The following is a 17,722-nucleotide window of genomic DNA, read 5'->3' as shown; positions in this document are numbered from 1 at the left end:
ACCTGAGCCGATCGAGGTGGCCGGCACCTGCGCCGATCGAGGTGGCCAGCACCTGAGCCGATCGAGACGGCCGGCCCGCTCCCGGCGACCTACTCGGGCACCGTGGCGATCTGGATCAGATTGCCGCAGGTGTCGTCCAGTACGGCGACGGTCACCGGGCCGGCCTCCATCGGCTCCTGCGTGAACCGCACCCCGAGCGCAGCCAGCCTGCGGAACTCCGCGTGGACGTCGCCCACGGCGAACTGGGCCACCGGGATGCCGTCGTCGGCCAGTGCGCTCCGGTACGGCTTGACCGCGGGGTGCGCGTCTGGTTCGAGGAGGAGCTCCGTGCCTTCGGGGTTCTCGGGCGACACGACGGTCAGCCACCGGTACTCGCCCAGCGGAACCTCGTGCTTCTTCACGAAGCCCGGGACGCCTGCGCCGGGGGTGAGTCAGCATCCCATGACGCGCTCCAGCGGCCGGGTGTTCAGGTCGTGGAACTTGTAGCGGCCCTCGCGCCTGACCCGGACCAGGCCGGCCGCCTCCAGCCCCGCCCGCCAGGCCGCGTCAGGAACCGAGTGCTTCGAGAAGTTCGCGCTCCCGCTCCGCGCTCAGCCCGGACCGTCGTTCCCGGTCGAGGCCCTGTTCGCGTTCCCAGCGCAGCGTGTCGGCCAGCATGTCCGCCCGGGGCCGGTGGCGCAGCCCCGCGGCGTGCGCCGCCGACCCGTCGCGGGCCGCGAATGCTTCCCAGCCCGGCTCGGCCACCCACATCGGCAGCGACCCGGGGCCCATGTAGGCCACGTCGTGCGCGAGCAGCCACGCCGACTCGGCGGCGACCACCGGACCGGTGTGCCCGCCCGCCGTACGGGACAGCTCGATCCACTCCCCCAGCGGAACGACAGGCCCCACGGCGTTGTACGTCCCGACGGTCCGCTTCTCCGCGGCGTCGAGCAGCCACGAGGCGAGGTCCCGCGCGTCGACCGTCTGGGTCGCCAGGGCCGGTTCGTCGGGAACCAGCATCGGGCCCCGCTGATCGCGCGCCGCACGCGCCACCCAGTAGCCGGTACGTCCGCTGTGGTCGCCGGGACCACCAATCAGTCCGGCACGTGCGACGAGGAGGCGGTCGCCCACGACGGCCGCCGACGCCTGCTCGCACGCCACCTTCGCCTCGCCGTACAACTCCCTTTCCACCAGGCCGAGTTCGGTCGGCGACAGCAGGGCGTCGGACTCGTCCGCGCCCGGCTTCCCGTGCGAGGCGTACGCGCTGACGGAGGAGACATAGCTCCAGTGGGCGGCCCTGGCACCGAGGGCGTCGAGCGCCCCGCGTACGAAGTCGGGCTGCCACGACACCTCGACGACCGCGTCCCAGTCCCGGCCCAGCAGCGCCTCGTACGCCGAAGGTTCACTCCGGTCGGCGACCACCAGCTCCGCCCCGTCCGCGACGTCACCGCTCTCGCCGCGCGCGAGGCATGTCACCCGGTGGCCGCGCGCGATCGCCTGCCGGGACAGTTCCCGGCCCACCCACGCTGTTCCGCCCAGAATCAAGATCTCCATCGCTCCACCCAAGCACCGTGAGCACCGCCCGCCCAGACGGTTCGCTCTCGGCGGAGTGGGCGAGGCCCTTCGCCGAACCGGCCCGGGACGGCGGGACGGTGAGGCAAGTGGTGTGAACGGTCAGGCGGCGAGGCGCAGTTGCTGACGTACGACGATCGCGTTGAGGCGGATCTGGTACGGGGCGATGTCCGTGAGCTCCAGCGCGCCCGCGCCCGCCCGGTCCAGACCGACGGTCACGTCCATGCAGAACGCGATCGCGTACAGGTGGTCGCCGGTCTCCTCGCCCTGGAGGGCGAAGAACAGGTCGCGGTAGTAGCTGGTGCGGTCGGGGGTCTCCTCGTAGTACGAGAGTCCCGGCGCGCCCTCCTGGGCGGCGAGGCCGGTGAACGCGCCGACGAGTTCCCGCTCGACGGTGCCCCAGAAGGAGGCCTCGGCGAACTCCCCGGGGAGCGCCTGGCGCACCGCCTCCTTGAGGGAGAGCGCCATGACCGCGACGGGGGCGGTCTCCTGGAGGCCCCAGCCCCGTACCAGCTTGACGATCGAGCTGTCGGGGATCGCCGCGGCGGCCTCCCGGATGTGGCCGAAGTCGAAGTTGACGGTGGCCGGGGCGATCGCCTGCTGGAACAGCCGGTCGACGGCCTGGGCCTGTTCGAGGTGCTCGGGGCTGACTTCCATGACGGTTTTGAAGGTTGCTGCCATTGCTGTGGTTCTCCTCCTGAAGGAGCCGTGCTGATCAGGGCGGGGCCAGTATGCAGGGCCGCCCGAACCCGCCCTGCACACCGGTCCCACCCAGCGCACCGGCCCCGTCCGCGACCGGGTCCGCGACCGGGTCCTGCTCAGCCGAGCGCCCCGGCCAGCCGGGTCAGGCCGATCTCGATCTCGTCGGGCGTGTGGGTGGTGAAGGAGAGGCGCAGGGTCGCCGGGTCCGGGCTGCCCGCGTAGAACGGGGCACCGGGAACGTAGGCCACCTGGTGGGCAACTGCCTTCTCCAGCAGGGCAGTTGCGTCACTCCCCTCGGGGAGGCGGGCCCAGAGGAACATGCCGCCCTCGGGATGGTTCCAGGTGCTGCCGGGCGGCAGTGCGCCGGCCAGTCCGGCCAGCAGCGCGTCACGGCGCACGCGGTAGGCGTCGCGGACGACGGCGAGGTGGGCGTCCAGGTCGCTGTCGGCGAGGTAGCGGGCCGCCGCCGCCTGGTCGAGGGTCGGGGTGTGCAGGTCGGCGGCCTGCTTGGCGATCACGCAGGCCCGCCGGAGCGCGGCCGGTCCGCGCAGCCAGCCGAGCCGCAGCCCGGGGGCCATCACCTTGGAGAAGCTGCTGAGCAGGACCGTACGGTCCGCCGCGCCGGGGCACTGGGAGATCCACGGCACCGGCTCGCCCTCGAAGCGCAGTTCGCCGTACGGGTCGTCCTCGACGACCCAGAGCCCGCGCCTGGCCGCGATCTCGGCGACGGCGCGACGGCGGGCGAGGGGGAGCGTACGGCCGGTGGGGTTCTGGAAGTTGGGGACCAGGTAGAGCATTTTGGGCCGCTCGGAGGCGACGAGCGCGTCCAGGGCGTCCGGGACGACGCCCTCGTCGTCCGTGGGGACCGGAACAATCCGTGCGCCCGCGAGCCCGAAGCACTGGAGCGCGGCAAGGTACGTGGGGTCCTCGACCAGGACGGTGTCGCCGGGTTCGAGGAGGGCGGAGGCGAGCAACGAGAGCCCCTGCTGCGAGCCGCTGGTGATCAGCAGGTCGTCGACGTCGGTCGGCAGGCCCCGCACGGCGAGCCGGGCGGCGACGGCCGCACGCAGCGCCGGGTCGCCCTCGGTCGTCGAGTACTGGAGCACCCGCCGCGGCGACTCCCGCAGCACGGCGTCGTACGCGGCCCGTATGCCCACGGCGTCGAACAGCTCGGGAGCGGGCAGACCGCCCGCGAAGGAGATGACGTCGGGGGCGTCGGTCAGCGCCAGGATCTCCCGGACGGGAGACCCTCCGACGGCGGCGGTACGGGCGGCAAGGGCGGGAACGGCTGCGGTGGTGGTCATATCTGCAGACCCTACGAAGCGGAAGCCCCGTATTCAGGGGGATTCCAGCATCCGAACACATGACACCGGGCAAGATCGAACAAGGTGGGAGCAGCGGTGAAGACAGGCGATCGGCCCGGCTCCCGTCACATCTGAACCGGCTCATCCGTCATAGAGGCAGAAGTGCCCTGTCCGCCGGGACCCCTGGAGCTGAGCCCCATGACCGTTGCCTATGCAATCGTCACCGCACTGACCATCGCGTACTGCCTGTTCTCGGCAGGCGCCGACTTCGTACGTTGGGAGCGTGTCGGTGTCGCCATGGACACGGTCGGCGTGCCTCGGTCGTGGATGCCCTGGCTCGGAGTCCCCAAGGCGGCGGCCGCACTCGGACTGCTCATCGGCTTCTGGATACCGGTGATCGCCATGGCTGCGGCGGCCGGTCTCGTTCTCTTCTTCGCCGCCGCCGTCGTGACCCACTGGAGGGCACGCGACTACTCCTTCGGTCTGCAGTACCCGTTCCTTGTGCTGGCCATCGCGACCTTGGCCCTGAGGGCTGCCGCCTGAGGAGCGCCTCGTCCGGTATGCGCTGGACGTGCGGTATCAGCAACGAGTTCGGATCCGCACCGCTGCCCCTCGGGCGGGGCGGGGCGGTGTGGGGCGCGGGCGGTGTGGGGCGCGAGCGCTATTTTCCCTTGAGTTGGTAGTCGGTGCCGAACAACTGGTTTCCCACGCAGCCCGGTTCGCTGCTCGTGAAGTAGTCGTGGAATGCCTCCGCCAGCTCGTCCAGGCTGGTGACCCCGTCGCCGTTGGTGTCCAACCGCCGTGCCACCGTGCCACTTTCGGCCTCGGCGACGCCCAGGGCGCGCAGCAGGCGACCGGTCTCGGCGGCGTTCAGGAAGCCGTCGTTGTCGTGGTCGGCCGCCGACAGGATCGCCGCCACCACGGGCAGCAGATGCGTGGTGTAAGCGGCGGAACTCGACGTGATCTTGGCCAGGGCCTTGCAGAACGGCTCCCGCTCCAGCGTCACCGCGTCCACGCCGCCACTCGTGCCGACACCCGCACCCGGGCCCGCACCCGGGCCTGCGCCCGCGGCCTTTCGCGCTGCCCCTGCGGCCGCCGCGAGATTCTCCCAGTACGTGGTGAACTCCCGCTCCAGAGCGAGGGTGTGCGCACCGCCCTCCCCGTGCCCGAAGGCACCCGCGACCCGCCGGGCCGCCCGCCGGAAGTCCGTACCGGAGACGACGCCGTTGGCCTCCGTGTCGTACACGTCGAAGTGCGCGCGGAGCTTGCGCTCCACGAACGGCGTCAGCGGCCTGCGTACGGACGACACGGCGGGGGCACTGCGGCGGGGGGCCGTCGGCCGCCGGTTCTCCTGCTCGTCGAGGAAGCGGGCCGCCGCCCGGTAGCCGCTCTCCGCCCGCCGGTGGATGGTGGCGAGCTCCTCGCGCCGGGTGGTCCACGCCCCGTTGTCCGGCGGCTCCATCAGGTCCTCGCCGCTGGGCAGGACGTGCACCGAAACGCCGTCCGGCCTGCTGTTGAGGGCGTGGTGGAGGTGGTGGCGGCGGGACAGCTCCAGGACCGTGCCGCCCAGTTCCCAGGGGAAGCGGGCGGGTCGCAGCTGCTTCTCCTTCTGCCGCATCCGCAGCACGTACACCGTCGTCGCGCCGTGGGCGATCGACCGCGTGATGGGCACGGACTCGGCCACGCCACCGTCGACGTAGTGCTCGTCGCCGATCCGCATGGGCGGCCACAGCCCCGGGATCGCAGCGGACGCCATGGCGGAGGGGACGAGCGGGCCCGAGTCGAAGTAGCGGACGGTGGCCCGCTCGATGGAGACGGCCGTGCACTGGTAGGGCACCGCCAGGTCCTCGATGCGCGTGGAGGCGCCGAGGTGCTTGGTGAGCACCCTGCGGAGCACTTCGTTGGAGTTGAGCGCCGGGCGCAGGGACAGGGCGTTGAGGATGCTGCGCGCGTTCAGCCGCATCGTCTTGCTGGCGACCAGGTCCCGCCAGAAGTTCTCCATCTCCTGGTACACGGTCGGAGTGGGATTCCTTGCGATCATGGCGCCCTGCACGGAGCCGATCGACGTGCCGATGACGAAGTCGGGGGTGATGCCGCGCTCGAACAGGGCGCGCACCATGCCCACTTGATAGCCGCCGAGGAGCCCGCCACCGCCCAGGACGAAGGCGACGCGGGGGGAGGGTGTGTCAGTCATGGCCGGGGCCTCCCACTGGGGTGCGGTTTCGGATGTACGGGTCGTACGGGACGTCCGGGGTGCACGGGATGTCCGGGGTGTACGGGACGTCCGGGGCTGGGACCTCTTCGGGCGCCGGGCCCGGCGCACCGCGCTTGCGGGCGATCCACTCGTCCATGGCCGCCCACTGCCCGTCGAGCCAGGCGGCCGCCGCCGCGGGTTCGCGGGGCACGTCCTCGGCCCGCGTGTGCCACCAGGTGAGGTGGATGCGGCGGTCGTCCACCGGGGGCGGCGGGTAGCCGATGTCGACGACGCCGCCAACGAGGTCCTCCAGGCCGGTGTGGCCGACGACGAGCACGTCCGCCTCCGTCGCCTGGGACAGCACGCGCGCGGCGCCGGCGGAAACCGGCGGCAGCACATGCCTCAACTTCCTTGCCCAGCGGGCCCGTTCGGGATCGGCACGGTCCAGCGCGGCGAGGCTCCTGCGGCGCCCTGCGGCGGTCATGTTCACGCCTTCGGGGAAGTACGCGAGGACGTCGCGCAGCCCCATGTCCCGGGAGTGGTGGATCAGCACCCGCATGGCGCGGGCCGGGCCGCTCCTGTTCCAGCGGATCAGGTCCACCCTGAGCCTGCGGACGAGGAGCCCGACCGCCGGGTCCAGGCCGGGGAGGGTACGCCCCACGCTGAGCAGGCCCCGGCCCAGGAGGTGGCAGCCGAGCAGCCCCGCGAGGTGGAAGTTGAGCGGCCCGGAGTGCCGCATCAGCAGCAGAACGGGGCGGTCGGGCGCGGGCAGCGGCAGGCCGCCGCCCGTGTCCAGGGTGAGCCCGGCCCGGCGCAGTCCCTCGGTGAACACCCGGTGGGTGAGCCGCGCCAGCAGCCGCTCGCACTCCTGCGTGTCCGAGGCCCGGCCGCGCAGTACGGCCAGCAGCACCGGGGCCTCGAACCGGGTGACGTACGCACCCAGCAGCTTCAGCCCGCGCACGGACGCCCGGACCCGGGGGAGGCGGTGGGGGTGGCAGGACAGGCCGCGGCGGGGGTTCACGGTGCGGTCACCACCAACGCCGCGTTCTGGCCGCCGAAGCCGACGGACGTGGTGAGGACCGCGTCCACCTTCCTCCGTACGACGGTACGGGCGATGTCCAGGTCGCACTCGGGGTCCGCCGCGGTGAGGTTGGCCGTCGGCGGCACCGTCCCGCGCGTCACGGACAGCACCGAGCAGACCGCCTCGATGGCACCCGCGGCCCCCAGGGCGTGGCCGATGACGCCCTTGACCGAGGTGACGAGCGGGCGGTGCGGCAGGAGCCGGGCGAGGACCGCGGCTTCCACCGCGTCGCCCAGGGGCGTGCTGGTGGCGTGGGCGCTGACGTGGTCCACGTCCCCCGCCGCCAGTCCCGCGTCGGCCAGCGCGCCCCGTACCGCCGACTCCAGACCGGTGCCGTCCGGGTGCGGGGCCACGGGGTGGTGGGCGTCGGCACTGGCCCCGTAACCGGCCAGCCGGGCCTGGACCCGGGCGCCGCGCGCACGTGCGTGGGACTCGCGCTCCAGGATCAGCACGCCCGCGCCCTCGGCCGCGACGAAGCCGTCGCGGGCGGTGTCGAAGGGGCGGGACGCGGTAGCCGGGTCGCCGTCGCCGGGCCCCGAGAGCGCCCCGAGGCGGGCGAAACCGGACAGCACGGCGGGGGTCAGCGCGGCATCGCTGCCGCCGGTGATCACGATGTCGCAGCGCCCGGCGAGCAGCATGTCGCGCGCGACGCCGATGGCGCTGGCCCCGGAGGCGCAGGCGGTGCTGACCACCAGGCAGGGGCCGGTGGCGCGGTGGGCGATCGCGGTCTGCCCGGCGACCATGTTCGGCAGGTACAGGGGGAGGAGCAGGGGTGAGACGGCGTGTGCGCCCCGGCCGTCGAGGGCCTGCTGGGCGACGGTGTACGCGTTCACGCCGCCGAAGGCGGTGCCGAGCACGACGCCGACCCGCGTCCCGTCCCAGGAGTCCGTGTCGAGTCCGGCGTCCGCGAGGGCTTCGGCGGCGGCGACGAGCGCGAACTGACTGAACCGATCGAGCCGGTGGGCCTCACGCGCACCCAGGAGGGAATCGGCGTCGAAACCGGGGACGCGGCAGGTGAGGTGGCCGGGGGCCTGCCCGGAGCCGGCCTCGGGGCCTGGGCTGCCGGGGCTGCCGGGGCTGCCGGGGCTGCCGGGGCTGTTGCCCAGGGTCGCCGTGCCGCGCCCGGCGCAGATCGCCTCCCAGCTGGCCGGTACGCCGATGCCCGCCGCAGTGACCAGACCGAGCCCCGTGACCACGGCAGTCTCCGTCACCGGCGGATGCCCTTCTCCACGAGCGTGACCAGCTCGTCCACGGTCCTGGCCCGTGCCAGCCGGTCGCCGTCCACCTTGCTGCCGTAGGTGCTCTCCAGTACGACGCAGAGCTCCGCCATCGCGAGCGAATCCACCTGCAGGTCGTCCAGCGACCCGTCGGGACGGATGTCGGCCGCCGGGATCCGCAGCGTTTCCGCCATCAGCACCCTGACTTCAGCGAACACGGCTGTCACGGCTGTCTCCTTGCATTCCTGATGAACCGGATTGCCGGACATTACCGCCTTTATATGACAAACACTTACTTATAGATACTCGTGTCCTCGCGCCGGCACGTCAGCAGGTGGGACGGCCGAGGGCGCCGCCGGCCCGGTGCGGAACGAACTCCAGGCGTACGGAGTCGGTGCGCGGCAGCATCACCGCGACGCCGTTGTCCGGTCTCCAGGACCGCGGGAGGAAGACGTACTGGTTGGCGGACTGGATGACGAGGACCAGGCCCTCGTAGCGGTACGGGTAAGCCGATTTGGTGTCGGCGCAGCGCATCTCGCGTACGCCGGGGACGTCGAGGCCGAGGCTGCGGGTGCTGCGCAGGACGGTGGTGGTGGAGGTGGGGAGCTTCGAGACGAACCGGTCGGCGCGGTCCCTGCCGACGGCGGCCGCGTAGTCGGTGGCGGCCCAGACGAGGCTCAGCCCGACCAGGACGAAGATGACGGCCCACTCGGCGACGGCGGCCCACTCGGGGCGGAGGAGCGGGGAGGGAAGGGGGGTGGCGGGAACGGCAGTTGAGGGGCGCGGGGGTGCGGGGGCGGGAGGAGGAGCGGCGTTTCCCTCTCCCCTCGCTCCTTCCCCCTCTCCCCCTCCGCCATCTGGCGGTACGAGGGTGGGCTCCGGCTCCGTTTCCGGCGGCCGCGGCGGCGGCGGCGGTCCCAGGGTGCGCCGCAGGTGGAGGGCGTACGCGAGCAGGATCACTCCGGCGGCGAGGCTCAGCGGGGCCGCGACGAACTGTCTGCGGAGAAAGAAGTCGCGGTCGAACACGCTCAAGAGCCCGCCGACCGCCAGCAGCAGACCCACAGCGGCAAGGGCGGGAAGCAGGAGCCGCAGTACGCGGGGCCGGCCACCGGCGGCGAGGCGGGTGCGGAGCAGATCGTGGCCCCAGAAGGCGAGGAGGCCGCCGGCGGCGGTGGCGACCATGGGGTTGAACATGGCGTCCACGCTGATGACCAGGTAGTCGGTGGTGCCGAGACCGAGGGTGGTGGAGTTGACGCCGAAGTACGCGTAGAACCAGGACGCCTGGTTCAGACCGAAGTAGTAAAGGAGCGCGGTGACGAAGCTGGTCGGAGCGATGACGGCCCCGAAGAGCGCACCGAACCGGTGAATGCCGGAGTCGGGGCCGGGGCCGGGAAGCGGCTGGGCGGGGTCGTCGGGCGGGGTTCTGGCCGTGGTCATGGAGCGGGCGAGCTGGGGGTGCGAGGGGTGCCGGGGGCAGTAGGGGGACCAGGGGTGCCGGCGCCGGGGGTGCCGGTTACCGGCGGAGGCGTGGTCGTACCGCTGGTGGGTGAGGAGGTGGGTGAGGAGGTGGGTGGACAGGGGGCCGTCACGTGGATGCGGATGACGTCGCCCCGGTAGTACGGGTTCCGGGGAGGCACGGCGTCCAGGTATCCGCAGGGCTGACCCAGGTCGTACGGCACCGCTGTCCGCACGAGCCGCACGCAGACGGCGCCGTCGCACTGCTGGAACTTGCCTTTCAGGACCGCCCAGTTGGCGCGCCCCTCGGCATCGTCCCCCAGCGGTCGCCCCTCGAACTTGTTGATGTCCGGAATGGTCATCGGAGACCCCGGCACCTTCGGCCCGCCGCCGTTGCCATTGCCGCCGCCATTGCCGTTGCCACCGTTGCCGCCGTTGCCACCGCCGTTGCCGTTGCCGTTGCTCCCACCAGTGCCACTGCGTCCGCCGACGCTGCCCCCGCCGTTCCCGGCGTTCCCACTGCCCACACTCGCCCCACCGGACCCGCCGGTGCTGCCCGGCCCGCCCGTACCGCCCGTACCGCTGGAGCTCCCAGCACCACTGGTCCCATTCGTACCACCGGACCCACCAGCCCCACCCGTACTCCCGCCCCCGTCGGACCCGTCGGACCCACCATCCCCGCCGTCCCCGCCCGTAGCGCCTCCCGTCAGCCCTCCCGTGATTCCCGGTGCTGCCGCCCCGCCGCCTGAGGATCCGGATTCCCCGCCGTTGCACGCCACTCCCGCCGCACAGACGCACGCCAACACCACGGCCGGGCGCAGTGCCCGCCGCCACTCCGTCGCCACAGCTCCCATGCCAACTCCCTTGAGAGAGCGTCTACTTGGGAGAGTGGCACTTGATTCGCCCCCGGTCGAGCTCCCCGACCGGGGGCGACGGCGCGACCGTACCGGTCAGGATTCGAGAAGCGCAGAAGACCCCAGCCGCACTAGCGTGACCTGCATGGACGCCGGCGAGGACGTGGAAGCGGCCCGCACGACAGATGGAGACACCATGAGCAAGGCCACGAGGACGGCGACAGGCTCAGACGCCGCCCGCAGCCATGACCTGATCCGGGTGCACGGCGCACGCGTGAACAACCTCAAGGACGTCAGCATCGACATCCCGAAGCGCCAGCTGACGGTGTTCACCGGCGTCTCCGGTTCGGGCAAGAGCTCACTGGTGTTCGACACGGTCGCCGCCGAGTCGCAGCGGCTGATCAACGAGACGTACAGCGCCTTCGTGCAGGGCTTCATGCCGACGCTGGCGCGCCCCGAGGTCGACGTGCTCGAAGGGCTGACGACGGCGATCATCGTCGACCAGCAGCGGCTGGGCTCCGACCCGCGCTCCACGGTCGGCACCGCGACGGACGCCAACGCGATGCTCCGCATCCTCTTCAGCCGGCTCGGGAAGCCGCACATCGGCTCGCCCGGCGCGTTCGCGTTCAATGTCGCCTCGGTCCATGCGAGCGGTGCGATCACCGTCGAGCGCGGCCACAAGAAGACAGTGAAGGCGACCTTCAACCGCACCGGCGGCATGTGCACGCGCTGCGAGGGCCGGGGCTCGGTCTCCGACATCGACCTCACCCAGCTGTACGACGACTCCAAGTCTCTCGCCGGCGGCGCGTTCACCATCCCCGGCTGGAAGTCGGACAGCTTCTGGACCGTGCGGGTCTACGCCGAGTCGGGCCTCCTCGACCCGGACAAGCCGATCGCCAGGTTCACCAAGCGGGAAATGGAGAACTTCCTCCACCACGAGCCGGTCAAGGTGAAGGTCGACGGCGTGAACCTCACCTACGAGGGGCTCATCCCCAAGATCCAGAAGTCGTTCCTGGCCAAGGACCGGGAGTCGATGCAGCCGCACATCCGGGAGTTCGTGGACCGCGCGGTCACCTTCGCCGTCTGCCCCGAGTGCGACGGCACCCGGCTGAGCGAGCTCGCCAGGTCGTCGAAGATCAAGAAGCTCTCCATCGCGGACGCCTGCGCGATGGAGATCAGGGACCTGGCCGAGTGGGTACGCGGTCTGCAGGAGCCTTCCCCAAGCTCTTCGAGCAGGGGATACCCCACTGTCGCTCCGCTGCTCACCGCGTTGCGGGACGCCCTCGACTCCTTCGTGGAGATCGGCCTCGGCTACCTCTCGCTCGACCGGGCGTCGGGCACCCTGTCGGGCGGCGAGGCGCAGCGCGTGAAGATGGTCCGCCACCTCGGTTCCGCGCTCACCGACGTCACGTACGTCTTCGACGAGCCCACCATCGGCCTGCACCCGCACGACATCGAGCGGATGAACAACCTCCTCCTCCGGCTGCGGGACAAGGGGAACACGGTCCTCGTCGTGGAGCACAAGCCGGAGACGATTCGGATTGCCGACCACGTCGTCGACCTCGGCCCCGGCGCCGGCACGGCGGGCGGCACGGTCTGCTTCGAGGGCACGGTGGAAGGGCTGCGGACCAGCAAGACCGTCACCGGCCGCCACTTCGACGACCGGGCCACCTTCAAGGAGACGGTACGGGGGCACGACGGCGTGCTGGAGATCCGGGGCGCCACCACCAACAACCTCCAGGATGTCGACGTCGACGTCCCGCTCGGGGTGCTCTGCGTGATCACGGGCGTGGCGGGCTCCGGCAAGAGCTCCCTCGTACACGGCTCGCTGCCCAAGGGCGAGGGTGTGGTCTCCATCGACCAGGGCGCGATCCGCGGTTCGCGGCGCAGCAACCCGGCGACGTACACCGGACTGCTCGACCCGATCCGCAAGGCGTTCGCGAAGGCCAATGGAGTGAAGCCGGCGCTGTTCAGCGCCAACTCCGAGGGCGCCTGCCCGAATTGCAATGGCGCGGGCGTCATCTTCACCGACCTGGGGATGATGACCGGCGTCTCCTCCCCCTGCGAGGAGTGCGAGGGGAAGCGGTACCAGGCGTCGGTCCTCGAATACCGCTTCGGCGGCCGTGACATCAGCGAGGTGCTCGCGATGCCGGTGACGGAAGCGGCGGAGTTCTTCGCCTCGGGCGAGGCCCACACCCCCGCAGCGCACCGCATCCTCACCCGCCTCGCCGACGTCGGACTCGGCTACCTCAGTCTCGGGCAGCCGCTCACCACGCTGTCCGGCGGCGAGCGGCAGCGCCTCAAGCTGGCCACCCACATGTCCGAGAAGGGCGGCATCTACCTCCTCGACGAACCAACCACCGGCCTTCACCTCGCCGATGTCGAGCAACTCCTCGGCCTGCTCGACCGGTTGGTCGACTCGGGCAAGTCGGTCATCGTCGTCGAGCACCACCAGGCGGTCATGGCCCACGCCGACTGGATCATCGACCTCGGCCCCGGCGCGGGCCACGACGGCGGCAAAATCGTCTTCGAGGGCACCCCGTCCAATCTGGCCGCCTCCCGCGCGACCCTCACGGGCGAGCACTTGGCGCAGTACGTGGCCGGCTGAGCCGCCCCCGCCCGCCCCCGTCCGCCCCCCGTCCGCCCGCTCAGCGAGCCCGCAGCTCCCGCAACGCCCTCTGCAGAGCCGGGTCACGGAAATTCTCCAAGTCGGCCTCCTTGTACACCGGTTCGGGGTGGGTGGGTGGTATCCCTGCCCCGTCGTAGGTCCTGCCGTCCTTGTCGAGGAACTTCTCGTTGGGGACGGTCAGGGTCCAGGCGTTCGGCAGGGCGCGCTGCATGGTGTCGGAGAAGACTCCCTGGGTGGGTTCGCCGATACGGATCGGCGCGGGCGTGCGGCCGATGAGCGACTGGGCGAAGGACTCTCCGGCGCTGATGGTGAGCGGGCCGCCGAGTACGGCGACGGGCCCGGTGAAGCGGGGGCCTGCCGCCGGGCGGACCGTGATCGGCTGCGGAGGCGTCCAACTCCCCTCATTGTCCGGGTCGTTGCGGGCGACCTTCGTGTACGCGGTGTAGGCACGGTCCGTCAGTCGCCCCGCGATCTTGATGCCCAGCGCGTCTGCGCCGCCCCCGTTGAGGCGGAGGTCGACGACCAGGCCGCGCATGGCCCGCACCCGCTTCTCGGTGAAGACGGCGGCCAGCGCCCGGTCCAGGACGGCGGCGTCCGCATCGGGGCCGACCGGCCCGTCCTTGCCTCCGTACCCGGCGAAGATCGTGACGCGGAGGTAACCGGTGCCGCGCCCGAGGTCCGCGTACTGGATCTGTCCGTCCGCGAACTCCTCTATCTTCTCGGGCAGTTGGGCGCGCGTCACAGCTCCCACCCGCTCCCGGTACTTCTCGTCGCCGAAGAAGGTGCCGGGCCGGACGTTGAGGGTGTGACGCTTGCCGGTGGCGTCGCGGAGCTGGGTGTGCATGTCGTGCAGCGGCTCGATCATCGCGCTCAGGATCTCGAAGAGCCGGTCGTCGCTCGTGCCGGCATTCACCTGGGGGCGGTACGTGGCCCGCATCGCGTCCCAGTCGACGCCCTTGGCGCGGAGGAAGGGGTAGTTCTCGCGGAGGGTCGACCAGAACACGTCGAAGGTGTGCACCGGGTCGGCAGCCGGGGGAAGCGCACAGCCGGCGGGCAGTGCGGCGATCCGCTCCAGGCGCCACTCCCCCACCGAACCGGCAGGCGCGAGGCGGGCGTTGTCGGCTCCTGCCGTACGAAGCGTCAGCCAGCGCACCCCGTCCTTGTCCCGGAAGGGCACGCCGCCCTTGCCGGCAGCGGCCTTCCCCGCGCTCAACTGCATCTGCCCCGGCAGGCACCCCGCAGCGGAGAACTCGTAACTCCGCAGCTTGCCCTGGTGCACCGTCACATACTGCTGGTACCCGTCACTCCGCCAGGCACCCTCCAGCGCCGCACCCGCACCCGCGCCGCTCCCGGCCGATGGCCGCGCATCCTGCGCCGCGGCGCCCGTCGGCACCACCACCAGCGCTGTGGCAGCCGCTGCGGCCGCCACAGCGACCGCTCCCCACTTCGTCGCCGTACGCGCTCCCGGTCGCCCCGTACTCCCGAACATTCGCCAGCACCTCATCCGTACGCGCTTCCCGGAACTCTCGTCCCGACCACCCTCCCGCGCCACGGCGGAACCCCACCAGCCGATCGCCCCCACTGCGGGACGGGGGCCTTCCCCCCCCCGTGAACTCTGGTGCGCTCCGGCTTACTTACTGACCCATGCTGACCCTTGCTGCCCCTTACTGATCCTTACGACGCCTTGTGGAGCCGCCCGAGCAGCGCCAGCAACTGCCCCTGTTCCTCCGGTGAGAGCGGCGCGAGCAGCTCCGCGTTGGCCGCTTCGGCGAGGTCCGCGCAGCGGCCGAGAGTCGCGGTGCCCTTCGGGGTGACGGTGACGGCGTTCTTGCGGCGGTCGACGGGGTCCGGGGTACGCAGGACCAGACCCGCCGCCTGGAGGTGGTTGAGGATGCCGACCATGTCCTTGGGGTCGACGGCGAGCCGACGGCCCAACTCGGCCTGGGCGACGGGACCGTACTCGGCGGTCGCGGCGAGTACCGCGTGCTGCATGAGCTTCAGCCCCTCGGCGGCGATCGCGTCGGCGACCAGGCCACGGCCGCGCGCCGCGACCCGGCCGACGAGCCAGCTGGGCAGGGACTGGATGTGCTGGAGGGCTGGTGTGAACGAAGCGGGCCGGGTGGGGACAGCGTCCGAAGTCATGGCTGGATCCTATCCAATATTTCATTGGACCTCCCTATGACTTTCCTCTACCGTGGGGACTCCCAACGGGTTTTACGGTCGATTCCGGGAGGTCCTGTGCTGCGCATCCACCATCAGGTCAACGGCGGTCCCACCGCGCTGTTCGTCGAAGAGGCCGATGTGCCACGGGCAGGGCCCGGAGAAATACTGGTCAGGGTCGAGGCGATCGGGGTGACCCTGCCTGCCGTGCGCAAGGTCCTCGCGAGCGGCGAACCCACGACGCTGGGCGGTGAGGTGGCCGGGGAGATCGCCGCCCTCGGCCCCAAAGTCACCGGCTTCGCCGTCGGCGAGCGCGTCACCGGGCTGTGCTTCTCCGACGCCTACGCCGAGTTCGCCGTCCTGGGCGCGGCGATGACGTCCCGCATCCCGGCCGACGCAAGCGCGGCCGAAGCGGTCGCCCTCGTCCGCAGCGGCCTGGTGGCACGCGGCGCGTACGAGGCCGCCCGCATGCAGCCCGGCGAGTCGGTCCTGGTCACGGCGGCGGCCAGCGCGACGGGCACGCTCGCCCTCCAGTACGCAAGGGCGGGCGGGGCGGGACGCGTCGTCGCGGCAGTCGGCCGCCCGGAAAAGGCGGACTTCGTCAGGGAGTTGGGCGCCGACGAGATCGTCCTCTACGAGGATGCCGACTGGGGCGCTCCGTACGACGTGATCCTCGACGGCGTCGGCGGCGACCTGCTCAACCCGGCAGTCCGGGCGCTGGCGACGGGCGGCCGGCTGGTCGCCTACAGTTCCGGCGGCGGAACGGTCGAGGCGTTCGAACTCCTGGTCCGCGGCGCCTCGTTGATCGGCTTCCAGATGCGGGCCATTGCCGTCGGCCAACCCGAACTGTACGACCGCTGGTTGCGCGAGCTGTGGCAGTTGCGCGACGCCGGCACCCTGCGCACCGCCGTGCACGAGGAGATCCCGCTCGCCGAGGCCGCGCGGGCCCACGCCCTGATCGAGCAGCGGCGCAATCTGGGCAAGGTGGTACTCGTGACCGGCGCGGGCCGTTAGCCGGGCAGGCACCGGGCCTCCCCACGCGAGAGGAACCAACGCCACCATGAGCGCCGAGCCGAGCCGAGCCCCGACACCCTCACCGCCCTCCTCGGCCGGGCCGGGCGGGACTACCGGGAGCTCGCAGGGCGCGACCTCTCCCTCGACGGTACGGACGTACGGAACTACGGGCGGTACGCGCAGCCGGTGGCCGATGGCCCGTGGCCGGTGAGGTTCAACAGCCCCTACCGTCCGGTGCGCACCCTGCGCCGCAGGTCCTTGGCCGCCCGGACGGCGGCCCGGCCCTCCGGGCGGTGGCCCTGTTCGGCGAGGCGGTCGCCGAGCCAGGCCAGGGACTCCGCGAGGCCCGCGAGGTCGTTGCCGGGGTGAATTTCGGTGAGTTCGGTGAGTTCGGAGAGCAGTTCCACGGCTTCCTGGGTGGGGGCGAGGATTTCACCCTCGCGTCCCATCCGGTGCAGCCGGATGCCGAGGTTGGCCAGACCGTGCAGCAGTCCGGTCAGGTGCTTGCCGGGTTCGTCCGCGCGCAGTCGCCGGTGCAGGGCCACCACTTCCTGCGTGGTCGCGAGTGATTCGGCGTGCCGGTCGGCGCCGACGAGACGGTTGCTCAGGTTGTTCAACACCCTTGCCATACCTGCAAGTTGGAATGTCGGGTCGGCGGCGGCGAGCTGCCGGTGAAGGGCGACGGACTCCTCCGCGGGCGGCAGCGCGTCGTGCGGACGGCCGACCGCCGCGAGCCGGGTGGCGAGGGTGTCGAGTGCGTCCGCGAGCAGGGGACGTACGAGCTCGGGGGCCGCGGCGAGCATGCGCCGGCCCAGATGCACCGACTCGTCGGCGGCGGCGAGCGCATCGGCGAGCTGCCCGTTCCACGACTGGACGAGGGCGAGGTTGTGCAGGGAGCGGGCCAGGGCGATCTTCACGCCGGGGCTCGTCCGGGCGGCCTCCCGGCACAGGTCGACCGCGTCACGGGCCATGCCGACAGCCAGGTCGAGGCTGCCGCTGGTGGCCAGCCGGAGGGCGTTCTCGTTGAGCTTCTGGATACGGGCGAGCGCGCCCGGCTCCGGGGGTGCGGTGGTGGTGCGGCGCAGGTGTTCCACGGGATCGGGTTCGGCGAACCGACCGTCCTCGGTGATCGTGATGCCTTGCTTGCGCGCCATCGCGGTCAGGAAAGCGAGGAACTCCGGGTTGAGGCGGGTGAGTTGACGGAAAATATCCGCCGCCTCGTCGAGATACGGGCGCACCTCGTCGGCACGGCCGAGATGCGGAAGCTCCCGGGCAAGGGCAAGCAGAGCCACCCACTGCCCGGCCAGCCCAACGGCCGACTCGGGACCATGCACGCTGGAGCCCGCGCCGGAACGGGGGTCGGAACCCGTGCGGGCACGGGGGCCGGGGGCGGGACCCCTGCCGGAGCGGAAACCGGGGCCCGTACCGGAACCGGAACTCGTGCCAGAACCGGAGCCGGAGCCCGTACCTGAGCCGGGGCCAGTACCAGAATCCGTGCCGGACCGGGAGCCAGGGCTCGCGCTGGAGCTCGTACCGGAACCCGCCCCGGACCGGGAGCCGG

The 17,722-nt window shown here is 71.8% G+C and carries 15 protein-coding genes and 2 pseudogenes; 3 read left to right on the top strand and 14 right to left on the bottom strand.

All coding sequences use genetic code 11. The features are described from left to right. Nucleotides 1-89: 89 nt before the first annotated feature. The 5 genes and pseudogenes from AB0D18_RS33080 to AB0D18_RS33060 form a co-directional block, all read right to left on the bottom strand. Nucleotides 90-407: pseudogene (locus tag AB0D18_RS33080) on the bottom strand (VOC family protein); the annotation flags it as partial. A 24-nt stretch (nucleotides 408-431) separates the two neighbouring features. After that, nucleotides 432-533, bottom strand: a pseudogene (locus tag AB0D18_RS33075) (transcriptional regulator); the annotation flags it as partial. Nucleotides 534-546: 13 nt separating this feature from the next. Next, on the bottom strand, nucleotides 547-1,533 hold the full coding sequence (locus AB0D18_RS33070; RefSeq protein ID WP_362427055.1) for an NAD-dependent epimerase/dehydratase family protein: 987 nt from the start codon (nucleotides 1,531-1,533) through the stop codon (nucleotides 547-549). A 120-nt stretch (nucleotides 1,534-1,653) separates the two neighbouring features. After that, a complete protein-coding gene (locus tag AB0D18_RS33065) occupies nucleotides 1,654-2,232 on the bottom strand; it encodes a Type-2Aa cytolytic delta-endotoxin (RefSeq protein WP_362427052.1) in 579 nt (192 codons plus the stop codon). A gap of 137 nt (nucleotides 2,233-2,369) precedes the next feature. Continuing rightward, on the bottom strand, nucleotides 2,370-3,557 hold the full coding sequence (locus AB0D18_RS33060) for a PLP-dependent aminotransferase family protein (RefSeq protein ID WP_362427049.1): 1,188 nt from the start codon (nucleotides 3,555-3,557) through the stop codon (nucleotides 2,370-2,372). A gap of 198 nt (nucleotides 3,558-3,755) precedes the next feature. Between AB0D18_RS33060 and AB0D18_RS33055 the strand changes: the two genes are divergently transcribed. Then, nucleotides 3,756-4,100 (top strand): DoxX family protein, encoded by a 345-nt coding sequence (locus tag AB0D18_RS33055; protein ID WP_362427046.1) that lies wholly within the window; start codon nucleotides 3,756-3,758, stop codon nucleotides 4,098-4,100. A gap of 118 nt (nucleotides 4,101-4,218) precedes the next feature. Here AB0D18_RS33055 and AB0D18_RS33050 read toward each other — a convergent pair whose 3' ends face one another. From AB0D18_RS33050 to AB0D18_RS33025, 6 genes are all read right to left on the bottom strand, one after another. Continuing rightward, on the bottom strand, nucleotides 4,219-5,751 hold the full coding sequence (locus tag AB0D18_RS33050) for a patatin-like phospholipase family protein (protein ID WP_362427043.1): 1,533 nt from the start codon (nucleotides 5,749-5,751) through the stop codon (nucleotides 4,219-4,221). Next, nucleotides 5,744-6,772: a hypothetical protein gene (locus tag AB0D18_RS33045; protein WP_362427040.1), complete on the bottom strand. Its 1,029-nt coding sequence runs from the start codon at nucleotides 6,770-6,772 to the stop codon at nucleotides 5,744-5,746. Before AB0D18_RS33045 ends, AB0D18_RS33050 begins: the two co-directional genes overlap by 8 nt. Beyond that, the gene (locus AB0D18_RS33040; RefSeq protein WP_362427037.1) at nucleotides 6,769-8,043 is read right to left on the bottom strand and encodes a beta-ketoacyl-[acyl-carrier-protein] synthase family protein; all 1,275 of its coding nucleotides are present in this window, start codon (nucleotides 8,041-8,043) and stop codon (nucleotides 6,769-6,771) included. Before AB0D18_RS33040 ends, AB0D18_RS33045 begins: the two co-directional genes overlap by 4 nt. Continuing rightward, nucleotides 8,040-8,276 (bottom strand): acyl carrier protein, encoded by a 237-nt coding sequence (locus AB0D18_RS33035; RefSeq protein ID WP_362427034.1) that lies wholly within the window; start codon nucleotides 8,274-8,276, stop codon nucleotides 8,040-8,042. Before AB0D18_RS33035 ends, AB0D18_RS33040 begins: the two co-directional genes overlap by 4 nt. Before the next feature lie 100 nt (nucleotides 8,277-8,376). After that, on the bottom strand, nucleotides 8,377-9,486 hold the full coding sequence (locus AB0D18_RS33030) for a hypothetical protein (protein WP_362427031.1): 1,110 nt from the start codon (nucleotides 9,484-9,486) through the stop codon (nucleotides 8,377-8,379). Further along, nucleotides 9,483-10,031, bottom strand: coding sequence for a hypothetical protein (locus AB0D18_RS33025; protein WP_362427029.1), 549 nt, complete (start codon nucleotides 10,029-10,031; stop codon nucleotides 9,483-9,485). The genes AB0D18_RS33030 and AB0D18_RS33025 overlap by 4 nt, the downstream gene beginning before the upstream one ends. Nucleotides 10,032-10,554: 523 nt before the next feature. On the opposite strand from AB0D18_RS33025, the gene AB0D18_RS33020 reads away from it, so the two are divergent. Further along, a complete protein-coding gene (locus AB0D18_RS33020; RefSeq protein ID WP_362427026.1) occupies nucleotides 10,555-12,966 on the top strand; it encodes an excinuclease ABC subunit UvrA in 2,412 nt (803 codons plus the stop codon). Between the two features lie 40 nt (nucleotides 12,967-13,006). On the opposite strand, the gene AB0D18_RS33015 is transcribed toward AB0D18_RS33020, so the two are convergent. Together AB0D18_RS33015 and AB0D18_RS33010 are read right to left on the bottom strand one after the other, a co-directional pair. Further along, nucleotides 13,007-14,476 carry a S41 family peptidase gene (locus AB0D18_RS33015; protein WP_362427024.1) on the bottom strand — a complete coding sequence of 490 codons (1,470 nt, stop codon included), beginning with the start codon at nucleotides 14,474-14,476 and terminating at the stop codon, nucleotides 13,007-13,009. A gap of 185 nt (nucleotides 14,477-14,661) precedes the next feature. After that, on the bottom strand, nucleotides 14,662-15,129 hold the full coding sequence (locus AB0D18_RS33010) for a MarR family winged helix-turn-helix transcriptional regulator (RefSeq protein WP_362427021.1): 468 nt from the start codon (nucleotides 15,127-15,129) through the stop codon (nucleotides 14,662-14,664). 96 nt (nucleotides 15,130-15,225) lie between these two features. On the opposite strand from AB0D18_RS33010, the gene AB0D18_RS33005 reads away from it, so the two are divergent. Beyond that, entirely contained in the window at nucleotides 15,226-16,161 is a 936-nt protein-coding gene (locus AB0D18_RS33005; protein ID WP_362427018.1) for a zinc-binding dehydrogenase, read from the top strand. 224 nt (nucleotides 16,162-16,385) lie between these two features. On the opposite strand, the gene AB0D18_RS33000 is transcribed toward AB0D18_RS33005, so the two are convergent. Then, nucleotides 16,386-17,453: a tetratricopeptide repeat protein gene (locus AB0D18_RS33000; RefSeq protein WP_362427015.1), complete on the bottom strand. Its 1,068-nt coding sequence runs from the start codon at nucleotides 17,451-17,453 to the stop codon at nucleotides 16,386-16,388. Nucleotides 17,454-17,722: the final 269 nt, after the last annotated feature.

Origin of the sequence: Streptomyces sp. NPDC048442, assembly GCF_040651475.1 — a bacterium.
Lineage (GTDB): Bacteria > Actinomycetota > Actinomycetes > Streptomycetales > Streptomycetaceae > Streptomyces.
Note: the sequence above shows the minus strand (reverse complement) of the source record. Positions and strands in the feature narration are given on the sequence as shown.

Excerpts from the sequence above, each read along its gene's own strand:
- AB0D18_RS33070 (WP_362427055.1), bottom strand. The coding sequence starts at position 1,533 with ATGGAGATCTTGATTCTGGGCGGAACAGCGTGGGTGGGCCGGGAACTG.
- AB0D18_RS33065 (WP_362427052.1), bottom strand. The coding sequence starts at position 2,232 with ATGGCAGCAACCTTCAAAACCGTCATGGAAGTCAGCCCCGAGCACCTC.
- AB0D18_RS33060 (WP_362427049.1), bottom strand. The coding sequence starts at position 3,557 with ATGACCACCACCGCAGCCGTTCCCGCCCTTGCCGCCCGTACCGCCGCC.
- AB0D18_RS33055 (WP_362427046.1), top strand. The coding sequence starts at position 3,756 with ATGACCGTTGCCTATGCAATCGTCACCGCACTGACCATCGCGTACTGC.
- AB0D18_RS33050 (WP_362427043.1), bottom strand. The coding sequence starts at position 5,751 with ATGACTGACACACCCTCCCCCCGCGTCGCCTTCGTCCTGGGCGGTGGC.
- AB0D18_RS33030 (WP_362427031.1), bottom strand. The coding sequence starts at position 9,486 with ATGACCACGGCCAGAACCCCGCCCGACGACCCCGCCCAGCCGCTTCCC.
- AB0D18_RS33020 (WP_362427026.1), top strand. The coding sequence starts at position 10,555 with ATGAGCAAGGCCACGAGGACGGCGACAGGCTCAGACGCCGCCCGCAGC.
- AB0D18_RS33015 (WP_362427024.1), bottom strand. The coding sequence starts at position 14,476 with ATGTTCGGGAGTACGGGGCGACCGGGAGCGCGTACGGCGACGAAGTGG.
- AB0D18_RS33010 (WP_362427021.1), bottom strand. The coding sequence starts at position 15,129 with ATGACTTCGGACGCTGTCCCCACCCGGCCCGCTTCGTTCACACCAGCC.